Below are 14,824 nucleotides of genomic sequence, written 5' to 3'. Positions count from 1 at the left end.
TAAAGATTGATGGTAAAAGCAGTAACCTCAAGCAAAGGAACAGAAAAAGGTGAAAAAAAGAAACCAGCTGCTCGTTCCGGCGTGAAAAAAGCCGCTTCGAAATCTCAAGTGGATGTAAAGGCTTCCTCTGTACCTGCGCGTGATGCAGCTAAAGATACACCTGTAAAAAAAGATACATCCGCAAAAAAAGAAGAGCATGCAAAAGGCGCTGTTGGTGAAATCAAGCAGATTATTGGTGCTGTCGTTGATGTGCAATTTGAAGGTGAATTGCCAAAAATTCTCAACGCTTTGGAAACAGAGAATTTAGGCAATCGCTTGGTATTAGAAGTTGCGCAGCATTTGGGTGAAAATACTGTGCGTACGATTGCTATGGATACGACTGATGGTTTGATGCGGGGCCAAAAGGTTGTGGATACAGGCACACAAATTAGCGTTCCTGTAGGAGAAGCAACGTTGGGACGTATTATGAATGTGATTGGGGAACCGGTGGATAATGTGGGACCAATCGCTTCAACCAAAACACGTTCTATTCACCAAGAGGCACCTGAATATGTTGAACAATCGACTGTTTCGGAAATTCTCGTAACCGGTATTAAAGTCGTGGATTTGTTAGCCCCTTATTCTAAAGGGGGTAAAATTGGCTTGTTTGGTGGTGCTGGTGTTGGAAAAACCGTTCTCATTATGGAGCTTATAAACAATATTGCAAAGGCACATGGTGGCTATTCTGTATTTGCTGGTGTGGGAGAACGTACACGTGAAGGAAATGATCTTTATTATGAAATGATCGAAAGCCGCGTGAATGTGAATCCAAAAGAGAATAATGGTTCAACGGAAGGGTCAAAGTGTGCCCTTGTTTACGGGCAAATGAATGAACCACCAGGAGCGCGTGCGCGTGTGGCTCTTTCAGGATTGACAATTGCAGAAAGTTTCCGTGATGAAGGACAAGATGTTCTCTTCTTTGTGGATAATATTTTCCGTTTCACGCAAGCAGGAGCTGAGGTATCTGCTCTTTTAGGGCGTATTCCTTCTGCTGTTGGGTATCAGCCGACTTTGGCAACAGATATGGGGGCGTTGCAAGAACGTATTACCAGTACAAAAACAGGCTCTATTACTTCCGTTCAGGCAATTTATGTTCCGGCAGATGACTTGACGGATCCGGCGCCGGCAGCGTCTTTTGCTCATTTGGATGCAACAACTGTTCTTTCGCGCTCTATTGCGGAAAAGGGGATTTATCCAGCGGTTGATCCGCTTGACTCTTTCTCGCGTATGTTGGATCCATTGATTGTGGGGGAAGAGCATTACACGGTTGCTTGTCAAGTGCAAACCATTTTACAACGTTATAGAGCGCTTCAGGATATTATTGCTATTCTTGGAATGGATGAACTTTCTGAAGATGACAAATTGCTGGTGGGGCGGGCACGTAAAATTGAACGTTTCCTTTCGCAACCTTTCCATGTTGCGGAAGCCTTTACTGGTTCGCCGGGGAAACTCGTTCCTTTGGAAGAGACAATCAAAGGCTTTAAGGGGCTTTGTGCTGGCGATTACGATGATTTGCCAGAAGCTGCTTTTTATATGGTTGGTTCGATTGATGAAGCACTTGAAAAAGGAAAGCGTCTCATGGCAGAGGCTTCTTAGTAAGAAGCTTCTTATTCAAGAGAAAACTGTCATGGGTATTTTTCGTTAAAAAGGACGAGTCGTTGGAGAAAACGGAGAGTCCTTATATCGGGTATTTTGGAGACTTTTGTGGAAAACAATAGAGAAGAGCATTTTTTATTTGAGCTTGTATCGCCTGAAAAAATTGTGTTTTCAGAGCAGGTAGTGTCTGTTGTTCTTCCTTCAGCCTCAGGTTATTTGACAGTTATGGCGCATCATGCGCCATTGGTGGCAAGTATTGTGTTGGGCAGTGTTCGTGTTCGCACCTCTGTGGGTGAAAAATTATTTGTTGTATGCGGGGGTGTTGCAAATATTACCTTTTCAGGCTGCTCTTTATTGGTAGAGCACGTTGTGGCTGTAGAGAATCTTTCTTTTGATGTATTAGAACAGCAGATTTTGCAGATTCAAGCGACGTTAGAAGGAGGGACAAGTGATGAGGACAATCATAAAATAGAGGCTTTTTTCCAGCAGTTGTCAGCTGATGGTGCTGTGTTGATAGAAGCGTAGCAGAGTATACAGGAAAAGATGACATGAGCGGAAAAAAGAGTACGGTTGTGTCTGCTAAAAGGAGTGCAAAACCTTTTCCTCGTCCTGGTCGTGTCTTTGCGGGACCTTTGCCAAAGTGCTTTGTTTATATTTTTGCTTCTCTTATTTTGCAATGGGCTTATGGTTTAGGGGCTAATATTGTTCAGTCTAACATTGTCCATCTTACGGGTGATTTTCATGCAACTTTGGCCGAGACGACATGGCTGGTAGCGGCTTATATGGCGCCAAATGTGAGTGTAGCGATTATGTTGATCAAAATCCGCTATCAATTTGGGCTGCGCGCTTTTGCTGAATTATCAATTCTTGGCTTTGTTTTGGTTTGCGTGTTGCAGCTCTTTGTTACGGATTTGCGTTCTGCATTGATTATTCGCTTTTTTGCTGGGATTGCTGCTGCTCCTTTGGCTTCGCTTGCACTGCTTTATATGATGGAGGCTTTTGCTCCAGCAAAGAAGTTTACTGTTGGTCTTAGTTTGAATTATATGAATGCGGCTTTAGCGGCACCTTTATCACGTTTGATTTCTCCTGATTTGCTGGAAAATGGTGGTTTTTCCAGTCTTTCCGCTCTGGAAATGGGGTTGGTTCTTATCAGCTTGGTCTGTATCTATACTTTGCCTCTTACTCCTGTTGTGCGTAGTAAGGTTATTCAAAAATTAGATTGGATAAGCTATGGTTTGATTGCTCTTGGTCTTGGATTAAATGCTGTGATCATGTCTGTTGGCATATTGTATTGGTGGTATGAAGCACCATGGATTGGTTGGGGGCTCGCACTTGCTATTTTCTCGTTGGCTATTGCTATTATTATTGAGCTTAATAGAGAAAAACCGTTGATTGATCTCCGTTGGATTTTCAGTAAAGAAATGGTCCAATCTGTTTTTATTTTATTTATTTTTCATGTTTTTTTATTGGAGCGGTCAAATTTGCCCGTAGGGTTTTTTAATCTTTTTGGTTTGCTCAATCGTGAGATGGCGCCCATGTATCTTGCGGTGACATTAGGGATTCTGTTAGGGGGGGCTGTTTGTGTCTTTTTTTTACGGGCGGGGCGTGAGGATTATTTTTATTTGTTGTCTTTGGGTTGTTTGGCGTTAGGAGCTTATTTAGATAGTCATGTAAACCATTTAACGCGCCCACAAGATATGATGTTGAGCCAAGGGTTGGTGAGTTTTAGTTATGCACTTTTTTTGCCTCCGGCTCTTCTCAAAGGGTTTGTGATCGCTGGTGAGCGAGGACCGCGTTACGTTTTAAGTTTTATTGCTGTTTTTTTGCTAACGCAAGTGACAGGGGGATTGATGGGGTCGGCTTTTTTTGGCAGCCTTCAGTTTTATTTTGCCCATAAGAACTTTGAGTCCTTAACACAAAATATTATTATTACTGATCCGCTTATTTCTGGTGAGATGAATACTTTATTTTCGCCTTCTTATGGTGTTTCTGTTCTCAATGGCTTGAGAAGTGAGCAGGGTACTTCTATGTTGATAGAGAAATTTAAGTTAACAGCAAATATTTTTGCTTATGATGACGTTTTTCGGCTTTATTTTTATATTTCAATGGTTGTATTCGTTATTTTTCTTGTCACAATGATTGTTAAGTCATGCTCTTTGCGTGCATTAGAAAAGTAGAGTAATGTCATAAAAAGAGGGGTGCAAAAAAAAATGATAAAAAAATTACGGTCAAAAGCTACGATTGTTGCATTCCTATCGGGCATTACGGGTGTTTTGCTGATTTTGTGGGCTTGGAGGCTTCCTCCTTTTGTGAGTAACATTCAAATAACGGATAATGCTTCTATTAAGGGCAATGTTACTCTGGTTAGTTCACAGATCTCTGGGGTAATCGCACGGATTTATGTGCAAGATTATCAACGCGTTGAAAAGGGAATGCTGCTTTTTGAGCTCGATGATTCTCTTTTTCGGCAGCAGCTTGCACGGGCACAGGCTGTTCTCGATTCAAAAAATGCAAAACTGGCAAGTATTGAATTACAAGCACAGCTTTTGCAGGGCGAAATTAATACAGCAGAGGTGGAATTGGCGCGTTCACGAGCATTTTCCAATGTTGTTCCAGATAGTAAAAAGTTAGGTTTTGGTGATGCGGCAAGTTCTGTTTCGCGTCCTCTTTCACAACTCTTGACAGCTCTCGAAACAAAACGCCAATTGCAAAAACAATTGGATCTTGAACGGCAAAGTTTACAGTCAGAAATTGCGGGAGCGAAGGTGAGTGTTGAGTTGGCAAAACTTAATCTCGATCACACAAAGATTTTATCTCCTCGAACAGGCTATATTGGATTAGTTGGAGCGCGGGTAGGGCAATATGTTATGCCAGGGACACAATTGGTCTCTGTTATTTCTGATGATATTTGGATTATTGCTAATTATAAGGAAACGCAACTTTCTCAGATGCGTGTGGGACAACCGGTTGTTTTTTCTGTTGATGCATTGAACAACAAAAAGTTAACAGGGCGTGTGGTTCGTTTTGCACCTGCTACAGGCTCAGAATTTTCATTGTTAAAAACGGATACGACAATTGGTAATTTTATCAAAATTGCGCAACGTATTTCAGTACGGATTGCTTTAGATCCTGGGCAGGAAGGGATTGAAAAACTCATTCCTGGCATGTCCGTAGTTACCTATGTAGATACTTCGCAGCGAGTCGATTCTGGAGGATGAAATTTTGGGTTTTTTCAGTTTAATTTTTGCGTCATTTACTTATAGCAAGTGGTTGTTTACATTGGAAGATTTCGTTTGGTTTGCTATACTACATGTTTTAAAGCTCTTAGGCTTCTTATACTTTTATGTCATGATGTAAAATAATGTTCCTTAGAATATTAAAGCGCATGCATCTTTACTCACTTCCATTTCTTTTGAACTAACTCAGTAGGGGGGGTGGAGTATTGGAAGCTTTGCTTGTGGTTTTGCACAACACTGTCCTTTGAGGTGTGGTGTCACCGCATGTTTGGAAGATGGGGGTAGGGGGAAGCCAGATAAAAAATTGGATTATAGACTGGGTCGGATGGGAAACTTATCCTTTTAGGTGAGGGCGTAAAGTTAGGAGAAAGACGTAAAGTTTATGTTTTGTAAACCATAAAAATGCCCGTTTTGAGGCGGGCATTAAAAGGGAAGGTTATTGGTTGTGTTATTAATTTTTACGGATCAGTAAGAAGCTTACTAAAACGACTCCTGCTGCTAATGCGAGGGTTTTTTTAGGATTTTCTTTCGCTTTTTTCTTTAATTCTGTAGCATGTTCGTTGAGGTGATAAAGTGCGTGACGGCCTTTTTGTTTCCATGTGTTAAACAGCTCAGAAATGTTTTCAAAGCTATCATTTTGAAAACTCCAATGATTTACGGGGACCAGCTCTCTTTTTAATTGTGCTATACGTTTTTTAATTTTAGCATTTTTTCTATGGGGTGAAAATAGACACATTTATTGACTCCTTCATGTGTTAAATTGTTGCGTGACAGTTGGAATTGTGTTTGGGGTTTTGCTATAACGGCTTGAAAATTGAAAGGTTGCATTGATAATGCCGCGCGTGGGTGAGATGAGAATTAAAAGTTTGGGTTTAATGAGGCATTTCTTAATGTGCTTGAGTTCATTTCGTGATGGTGTTTGTTAAGGATGTAAGGTAAAAATTTTTACAAAATGGTGTAAGATTCATTCATAAAGATGGTGGGCGATGTCTTCATTTTTTTGTTTGTTTAAAGTGTTGGGATAGCTTTTGGCACTTGAAATAGTTTATAAGGAGTTTTTATCTATCTATTCTCTTGTGGCTGTAGGGAGTGGTATTGATTGATTCAATTAAGAAGATTTAAAATGAGGAAATCTTACGATATTTGGGGTTGCTATTCAAATTTGTAAAAAATAGATTATTATAAATCAATATGTTGGATTAATTTGGCGATGTCTTTCATGCATTTTTAAAAATTGCGCTTTGTTAGGCGTTATCTGTTGTGTTGTAAAACATTGTTTTGTGGTGACGTTGATTAAGGTATCGGCATGCAACTTAAAAATACAGTATTGTCTCTGTTTTGTTTCAGTTTCTTTTTGAAGCAACCAAGTGTAGAAGTATAAACTTGAACAGAAGTAGTAGAACTTATCCGGTGCGTCTATAGAATGAATCTACCTATGAATTGTATTGCATCAGTGTTAGTAGGTAGAACCTTTTGAGAGCAATCTGTTAAGATTGGTGGGCGGTGTAATTTTCGTCCTTTGAAGCGCGGAGGAAGTCAATGTAAATAATGATTGATAGCGCAGGTTTTAAAAATTTGAGGACTTGATGAGTACGACCTATTTTTTATCTAAACCACTTGAGCGTCGTCGATCTGTTGGTGTTGCTGTTGGTGATGTGATTATTGGGGGGCAGAGCCCGATAGTTGTACAGTCAATGACCAATACAGATACCGCTGATGTTGATGCAACTGTTTCTCAAGTAGCTGCTCTTTGGCAAGCTGGTTCACAATTGGTTCGAATTACTGTTGATCGCGATGAAGCGGCGGCGGCTGTACCAAAAATACGGGAGCGATTGGAGAGGTTAGGATTTTTTGTACCATTGGTTGGGGATTTTCATTATATTGGTCATAAGCTTTTATCTGAGCATCCTGCGTGTGCTGAGGCGCTTGCAAAATATCGCATCAATCCTGGAAATGTTGGTTTTGGCGCAAAAAAAGATCGTCAATTTGCAGAAATTATAGAGATTGCTTGTCGGTATCATAAACCTATTCGCATTGGCGTGAATTGGGGCTCTCTTGATAATGCGTTGTTAACACGGCTTATGGATGAAAATGCACAGCAAGAAAAACCCTTATCTGTGGCTGAAGTGATGCGGGAAACTGTTGTGCAGTCGGCTTTGCTTTCGGCTACTTTAGCAGAAGAGTTAGGGTTGGGGCGTGATAAAATTATTCTTTCTGCTAAAGTGAGTGATGTCCAAGATCTTATTGCTGTCTATACCACCTTGGCGGCGCGTTGTGATTATGCTCTTCATTTGGGATTAACGGAAGCTGGGATGGGAACAAAGGGCATTGTTGCTTCTTCGGTGGCTTTGGGTATTTTATTACAGCAAGGGATTGGCGATACGATACGAATTTCCTTAACACCAAAACCTGGTGGTGATCGGACACGAGAAGTAAAGGTGGGGCAAGAACTTTTGCAAGTGATGGGGTTTCGGCAATTTTTGCCCGTGGTTGCGGCTTGTCCTGGTTGTGGGCGCACAACTTCTACGGTCTTTCAACAATTGGCGCAAAAAATTGAAGCAGATTTATACAAAAATATGCCTGTTTGGCGTGAAAAATACCCTGGCGTTGAAAGTTTGAAGGTGGCTGTGATGGGATGTATCGTCAATGGACCGGGGGAGTCAAAACATGCGGATATTGGAATCTCTTTGCCTGGAGTGGGGGAAAGTCCAGCGGCACCTGTTTTTATTGAGGGACAAAAGGTAAAAACTTTGCGGGGTGATCACATTGCTGAAGAATTTGAAGCGCTTTTGAGTGATTATATTCATACACGCTTTGGGCAAGGTTGAGGTAAAATCGCATAAGGTTGAAGTAAAAAGGGTGTGTCGTTTTTTTAAACTAGCTGTCTTCAATGTGAAGATGGTGCTGTTGTATGCTGCTGCTTTAGCTATGGTCAATACTGTCCTTGGTTGCTTATTATTTTAGGTAAAACCAGATGATATGCCTGTTTTAGAATCAGAAGCTTATGAAGGATATTAATGAGTTTGAGTGTGTTAAGACTATTAAGCAAAACGATATGAATACTTTAATAGATCCGTAAATGTTGTTGCTGGTTTTTTGGCTGCTCTTGAGACAGTAAAATATTTAACGGATTCTTCAAATATCAAATTATAGAAAGAACATTGTTTATTGATTTTTCAGGCATTTTCCCAGCATTTTTTGGGGTATCAAATTGATAGGATTGGAAATCCTTATAGCGATTATAGTCCTATTTGTCGTAAAATGTAAGCTTTTATATTGATATAAAATGATGTATACGGGTGCCTTTTTTGGCGTTATTGGGGGAATGCATGACAAGTATATTAGCATTCGGGTTTTTATTTAATGGTATAAGAATTTTAACAGGCGCCTTTATTGTTTTTTATATGCTTGAAAAAGGCTTAACGCTTATTGATATTGGGATCATTAAGTCATTTCAGGCTTTTATTATGATGGTTACCGATATTCCTCTGGGATATTTTGCTGATCGAAAAAGTTATAAAATATCGATCGTTTTGGCAGCTGCTTTTGCTGCCACATGGCTCTTTCTCATGGGATTTTCTACAAGCTTTTATGGTTTTCTTTTGGCAGAAACTTTTAATGCCTTATCGCTAACATTAATTGCTGGAGCCTATAATGCTTTACTTGTTCAATATGCAAAAGCAAAAGTGACATCCACTAAAAAAGTGCTTGGTTCCAGCTCTCAATATAATTACATCGGCATGTTTATATTCAGTTTAATCGGGGCATATTTTGCTGATTATTCTAGCCAATATATATGGTATATCGCGGCGTTTTTAATGTTGATGACAACACTATTTGGTTTGTTTTTTCTTGATGACTTGAAGGGGGAGAAAAAACCAAATAAAGCGAATTCTCTCATTTGTGAAGCTAAGGAGATGTTGTCTATTTTTATTAAAGTTCCTTATATCTCTTTATGCTTTTATTTTTCATTGATCTTTTTCAATATATTCTCGCAGTATTGGCAGTGGATATTTAAAGATCATAATATTAATGTCACTTATTTTGATCTTGGTGTGACATTTTCACTTATATTGTTCTCTCAGCTCTTGGCTAGTCTTCTCTTTATAAAACTAAGTGAAAGAGTGAATTTTATTTTATTGTTGTTTCTTTCGGCTTCACTGATTTTTACCGTTGCTTTCTTTGAACCAAGAAAAGAAATGGCTGTCATTTTAGTCTGTATGATTTTTTATCTCATTAAGTATACATATCTTCGTGTAGAAGTTGTTTTGCATGATAGTATTAGTGATTATTTCAGGGCTACATATGAATCTTTCTTGTCAACTGTTGGGAGATTTAGCTTATTGGTATTTTTTTACATGAGTGCGTATATGGTCAATATATTTGGCTTTTTCTCACTCGTTTATATTTTTGCTATTTATTTATTGATTTACTTGTTAGCAGTATTTTTTTTAGAAGGAACTCTCAAAAAAGTTCAGTGAGAATATTAACTTATTACGATACGTGTTTTATAGGGTTTCATAGTGGGGCAAGGCTTTTATTTATTAAGGCACATCGTTGTTTTTGCATGTTGAATGAGAAAGACTGAATAGTGTCAGTTACTCTTATTTCAAATCTATGTATGTTGAAGTAATCAAAGTCATCTGCTTGTACATTATAAGTGGGCTTGGCATAATAATCGTTAAAAAGGAAATAAAAATGCTGCTCATGAATATTGCACAAAGAGTTGCTGATAAGATTGGACGCTGATAAAGAAAATGATTGTGCCAGATTATATGCTTATTAAGGAATGGTGATGGAGCAGTTTTCCCATTTTCATTGGTTCCTTGCTGGTAACACTTTATCTCATTAGAGCTAATTTAAACAGTCGGACAATTTATAGCCTGTCCTCATCAGAATTCCCTTATGATCGATTTTGATATTTTGATGATCTATTTTATTGTTAGTATATTTAGCGGATTTTACCATTGCCTCCTTTAAAATATCAATCATCTTGTTGAGATATTTTCTTACATCTTTCATTCTCATTATGGCTCATTTTTGAGTATTCTCTCTTTGATTGTGGTGTTAGCTCTGTATTTTCTGATGTTAGAAAATACTCTTAATCCAGATAGTAAACTTATCTATGGAAACTTTGAATGATATCTCCCCTCTTTGAGAGGGAATAAAACCAAGTACAGAAATATTGTTGAGTACAATTTGCTACAAATAAGCCACAAGAAAACAGCATATATTGATATATTTGATAGGAATCTGTTAAGCCGTACAAATTATGGTCATTAAAAGGTAAAGCGATGAAATCGTTATCCATAACGCGTGTTGTAACATTGATAACTCTTTTTTCTGTATTTGTATTGGTGGGATGTACGCGCGTGGATAGTCTAGAACAGTACGATAGACTTTACGAAAAATATATCAGTGAAAATTACGGCGCTTTTGAACATTTTCAAAAGCATGAACAAGCAAAAAAATTTGTATACAGCCATGGCTATCAGAATATCGTACCAAAGTTTGACATTATACGGCATCGTCACATACTGATTGTTTTATGTGGACGCTTCGTTAATTTATTGCGTGGTGATTATAATGAATGGATATCAGCAGATATGCTACCCAATGTCATAAGCAGTTTGCGTAATGACTATAATTGGAGAGAAAGCGATTTTATTTGGGCCTATAATATGTCTATGAATTCTACCGACCCCATGATTGATTACGCGAAAAAATTTCTTAATTCTTCCAGCGGAAATGGCATCAGCCCAACAACACAAATTATTGACCTTGTGTCTAGTATGAGAGCTGGTCATGGTGACAACACTAAACAAATAGCGCGTTTTTGCATAGAGCTAAACACGATATATGACATGATGAAACCAAGAAGAATTTACAAATGACATTGAATGGATAATGAGAAAAATTCTCTCAAAGGATATTAAATGGCTATAATACTCTTGATAATCGCGGCATTTTCTTGGCCATGTTGCATGTTTTTTTATTATGGCTTCAAAAGGTGGACATATTTTCCAGCTTTTACAACAGGCATAGGTTCACTTACAATGATGCTTTTCATCTTAATAAGAAAATTGCACTTAAAGGAGGAAATTTGCACTTGGATTGAAAAAACTACTTATCACAAATTAGATTGCGCTATTATATATAATAATAAGGACTTTTTTTATCTTTCTGTTGCAATGATCATTCTCTGTTTAATCTTATCAATTCTCTTTTTATGTGATGAATTGAATAAACGAGATAAAGAGCGTGATGAATTAAAGTTGTACAGTGATCATGATTATTATTCAATTGAAGTTATTACACACTTTTGTAAATAAAAATGTTTCTGCTTTTGAAGGAGCATGCCGACACAATTATTCACTTTGCTAGCCCCTAATGTTGCGGACTGCCCTTGGTTTTTAAGACGGTTCATAAGAGGCATTTTTTAGTCTTTTCTTTGATGTTTTGCCCCACACGGCTTTTCCCGCTTGTGACGTGCAAGCAAGTGATTTTGATTGATTTAACATACACAGATTTGAAATGAGAGAATCTTACGGTATTCAGGGTTCTTATTCAAGTTAAAAACCGCAAATTATCATTATAAATCAATGTATTATATATTTCTTGCTAAGAAAAGAGAGATCGGTAATAATATTTTTTTGGTCTTTCGTTCTATTGAAATTAATGGCTTTATTTATCCTGTTATGCCGTAACATACTGTCATTTGAGGGGTGGTGAAGGTATCTTGTTTGATACATTAAATATTTTAAAAATTGCATGGTGAATATTCTTAAGTCTTGTTTATTGCGTCTTTAGTTTAAGTGAATCGCATGCGTGGAAAACGAGAGAAACCTACTCGGTAGGACACTAGACTGTTTACAGAGCAGATTGGATTAAAAGACTTTGTTCTTTGAGGGTGGCATAAAAATCAAAATAGCCATTATATTCATTTTTTTCTGATATTTTAAATACGAGCTTCAAAAAAATAATGCTTAAACTAAACAACGAGCATTTTTGTAAAAGTGTTTTTAGAGAGCAAGCAATACACGACTGAATTTACAGAATGTAACCATATTTGATCTTCTATAACAAGATAGCGTGGAAAGGCATAAAAATTACGACTCTCTACTGAGGGCATTTACTTAGGGCATTGTACTTCTCTTATTGTTTTTTGCGGGTTTATAAAATGCCTGGTTTTATACTTATTCTGTTTATTTTTGCCTTATCGTTAGAAGATTAAAGACATAAAGGAGAAAACGAGTTTTCCTCTTTCCGGTTGTTTTTTATTCGGCTTTAAAGCATCCACTGTAATATCTTTTAAAACATGGTGATTACGCATTGTTTTACATTTTGTTTCTTTTAGTCTTTAATGAAAGGCATTTTTCATGCAAAATAGGATACCTAGAATGCATTTGTGTTATAAATTTACGCGGCTTGTTTTAATGAAATTCCTCTTAAGATTTGTCGCACCCATTTCATGATAAGGACTATAATGGAGATTAATGGTAATGTTTCTTGGAAAAGTCTATTATGCATTCAATAAATATGACGGTGTACACTATGTACAATAGGGTGGATGAAGTTTAATTTTGGCGTATTGCACTAAAGTGTGCTGCTTGTTGGAGGGGGAGTGCTTTAGCGCCAAAAGGATGTAAGAATGCTTCTGCTTTACTGATGAGTGTATCTCGCTTTTTTTGGGTTTCTTTAATGCCGTAAAGGTGAACAAAAGTGGCTTTTTGTGCCGTTTCATCTTTCCCAGCCGTTTTTCCTAGGGTTTGCGTGTTGGCGGTGACATCAAGAAGGTCATCGGTTAATTGAAAGGCTAAACCAAGATAGGTACCAAAATCAGTAAGCTTTTCAGTTAATTCTTTAGATGCATTGCCAATGATGGCACCTGCTTGGCAAGCAAAGCTTATCAGGGCTGCTGTTTTCATGTGTTGTAGAGTGATGATGTCAGTACTTTCTTGCGGTCTTTTTTCAGCTTCAAGGTCCAGCATTTGTCCACCTAACATACCGCCAAGTCCTGCCGATTGTGCAAGAGACGTGATCAGCTTGATTCTAATATCTGTAGATAGATTACTAGCTTTATGGGCAATGATTTCAAAGGCAAATGTTAAGAGGGCATTGCCTGCTAGAATTGCTGTTGCTTCATCAAATGCTACATGGACAGTGGGTTTTCCACGCCGGAGTATATCGTTATCCATAGCGGGAAGATCATCATGAATGAGCGAATAACAATGGATACATTCTAAGGCACACGCAACATCAAGAGAATGTTCTACAGGGACATCAAAAAGTGCAGCACTTTGAATTACAAGAAAAGGACGCAAGCGTTTTCCACCGTTCAGCACACCATAGCGCATGGCTTTGATTAAATTTTTAGGGCGTGAAATTTCACCAGTTTGGATTTGATCACTTAACAGGGTATCAAGCCGCTTTTCAACGGTATTTCCATGTTTTGCAAGAAGGGTGGTAAATTCGTGCATTCTTGCTTCCTTTGTTTTTACAAAAATGAAATTATGAAGTTTAAAGAGAAAGGTTGTTGCTTTTTCTTGTTTTCATAAATTGGCGTCGTTTTTTATTAAAAATCAACTTCTCTTTTTATCTGTATCTCTACTGTATGCGCAAATCCCTTTTTAAACCAAATAAAAATTGAATGAAGGGCTTATAAAAAAGCTTTCATTGGTGTATAAAATTCTTAAATTTTGCAGTGTTTTTGATATTCATTTGATTATTGTGACACCATTTTTGATAACAGGAAGGTCATTTTTGGTAAGAGGAGGATCATTTTGACATTGCCTCTTCTTTTTTATCAGTGTATAATATACTCAAATTTTATGGTATTTTAAATGAAGCATTGTCATTTTTGACATTGCTTTTTCTGTTTTAATGGATTTGGAGTGTCTTTTTATGGCTGTACCTAAACGAAAAACCTCTCCAGCGAAGAGGGGCATGCGCCGTTCGGCTGATGCTCTGAAGGCGCCGACTTATATCGAAGATAAAAATTCTGGTGAATTACGTCGTCCTCATCACATTGATTTGAAAACGGGAATGTATCGCGGACGTTCCGTTTTAGTGGTTAAAGACTGAGCGTTTTCTTTTTTTTCCAGTGGTGAACTTCTTTTATTTCATCGATCAATGCACGCTTGGGGCGTGCATTTTCGCTTTAAGATGAATGTTGAGGTTCCCTTGTATCGTCTTCTATCGATGTGGAACAGGGAATATATCGTGGGCGTTCTGTTTTAGTGGTTAAAACTTTAGCGTTTTCTTTCTTTTCCAGAGGTCAACTTCTTTTATTTCATCGATCAATGCACGCTTGGGGCGTGCATTTTCGCTTTAAGATGAATGTTGAGGTTCCCTTGCATCGTCTTCTATCGATGTGGAACAGGGAATGTATCGTGGATGTTCCGTTTTAGAGGTTATAAAACTTTAGCGTTTTCTTTCTTTTCCAGTGGTGAACTTCTTTTATTTCATTAGTGAATGCATTGGGTAAGATGCGTTTTTCACTTTTTCTTGAGAACATGTGTGGGATAAAGTTTTGCTGTAGAGAAATGATTCTATTGTGGGAGATGATTTTCTTGTTTTCTTGAGAGGCTATAAGGGATTGCTTGTATCAGTGTCTTTTATGATGACTTCGTTAAGAGCTTGGGTATTGATATAAGTTAGCTCAGTAATAAAATCATTTTGTATCGCACTTAATCTTTATTGACTGTAGAGAGAATCCTATTAGACCGTAAAATATCGTCGTTTAAGGCGGTTGATCCATGTAAGGCTTTAAGCATACCGGTGTTTTTTATGAGAATATTTAAGGCAATGGTTTGTCTATAGGCTTATATTGTGACATGTGATTCTCCTTAAAAAAATAGAGATCGACATCACATTGATTTATAAAGATCATTTGTTGTTTTGCACCTTGAATGGAAGGTCTATCATAGGATTTTCTCATTTCAAATTTTCCC

Annotated in this window: 10 protein-coding genes; 8 read left to right on the top strand and 2 right to left on the bottom strand. The window is 37.8% G+C overall.

The window, feature by feature from the left end; translation table 11 throughout:
• Positions 1-9: 9 nt before the first annotated feature.
• From atpD to ACFINM_RS04210, 4 genes are all read left to right on the top strand, one after another.
• A complete protein-coding gene (gene atpD, locus ACFINM_RS04225) occupies positions 10-1,635 on the top strand; it encodes a F0F1 ATP synthase subunit beta (protein ID WP_375640631.1) in 1,626 nt (541 codons plus the stop codon).
• A gap of 108 nt (positions 1,636-1,743) precedes the next feature.
• Positions 1,744-2,160: an ATP synthase F1 subunit epsilon gene (atpC, locus tag ACFINM_RS04220; protein ID WP_375611725.1), complete on the top strand. Its 417-nt coding sequence runs from the start codon at positions 1,744-1,746 to the stop codon at positions 2,158-2,160.
• A gap of 23 nt (positions 2,161-2,183) precedes the next feature.
• Positions 2,184-3,812, top strand: coding sequence for an MFS transporter (locus tag ACFINM_RS04215; RefSeq protein WP_375640626.1), 1,629 nt, complete (start codon positions 2,184-2,186; stop codon positions 3,810-3,812).
• 33 nt (positions 3,813-3,845) lie between these two features.
• Positions 3,846-4,853: an HlyD family secretion protein gene (locus ACFINM_RS04210; RefSeq protein WP_375611727.1), complete on the top strand. Its 1,008-nt coding sequence runs from the start codon at positions 3,846-3,848 to the stop codon at positions 4,851-4,853.
• A gap of 469 nt (positions 4,854-5,322) precedes the next feature.
• Here ACFINM_RS04210 and ACFINM_RS04205 read toward each other — a convergent pair whose 3' ends face one another.
• Positions 5,323-5,607: a hypothetical protein gene (locus ACFINM_RS04205; RefSeq protein WP_375611728.1), complete on the bottom strand. Its 285-nt coding sequence runs from the start codon at positions 5,605-5,607 to the stop codon at positions 5,323-5,325.
• A gap of 850 nt (positions 5,608-6,457) precedes the next feature.
• Between ACFINM_RS04205 and ispG the strand changes: the two genes are divergently transcribed.
• The 3 genes from ispG (at position 6,458) to ACFINM_RS04190 (ending at position 10,765) form a co-directional block, all read left to right on the top strand.
• The gene (gene ispG / locus ACFINM_RS04200) at positions 6,458-7,699 is read left to right on the top strand and encodes a flavodoxin-dependent (E)-4-hydroxy-3-methylbut-2-enyl-diphosphate synthase (RefSeq protein ID WP_375632068.1); all 1,242 of its coding nucleotides are present in this window, start codon (positions 6,458-6,460) and stop codon (positions 7,697-7,699) included.
• Between the two features lie 501 nt (positions 7,700-8,200).
• The gene (locus tag ACFINM_RS04195; RefSeq protein WP_375640621.1) at positions 8,201-9,352 is read left to right on the top strand and encodes an MFS transporter; all 1,152 of its coding nucleotides are present in this window, start codon (positions 8,201-8,203) and stop codon (positions 9,350-9,352) included.
• Positions 9,353-10,165: 813 nt separating this feature from the next.
• On the top strand, positions 10,166-10,765 hold the full coding sequence (locus ACFINM_RS04190) for a hypothetical protein (protein WP_375640617.1): 600 nt from the start codon (positions 10,166-10,168) through the stop codon (positions 10,763-10,765).
• 1,683 nt (positions 10,766-12,448) lie between these two features.
• Here ACFINM_RS04190 and ACFINM_RS04185 read toward each other — a convergent pair.
• On the bottom strand, positions 12,449-13,351 hold the full coding sequence (locus tag ACFINM_RS04185) for a polyprenyl synthetase family protein (RefSeq protein ID WP_375632065.1): 903 nt from the start codon (positions 13,349-13,351) through the stop codon (positions 12,449-12,451).
• A 424-nt stretch (positions 13,352-13,775) separates the two neighbouring features.
• Here ACFINM_RS04185 and rpmF point away from each other — a divergent pair, with 424 nt between their 5' ends.
• Positions 13,776-13,955, top strand: a complete 180-nt coding sequence (rpmF, locus tag ACFINM_RS04180; protein WP_005774555.1) for a 50S ribosomal protein L32 — start codon at positions 13,776-13,778, stop codon at positions 13,953-13,955.
• Positions 13,956-14,824: the final 869 nt, after the last annotated feature.

This window comes from Bartonella sp. AA168HLJHH, assembly GCF_042197365.1.
Taxonomy (GTDB): Bacteria; Pseudomonadota; Alphaproteobacteria; order Rhizobiales; family Rhizobiaceae; genus Bartonella.
This window is presented reverse-complemented; position numbering and strand designations above follow the sequence as displayed.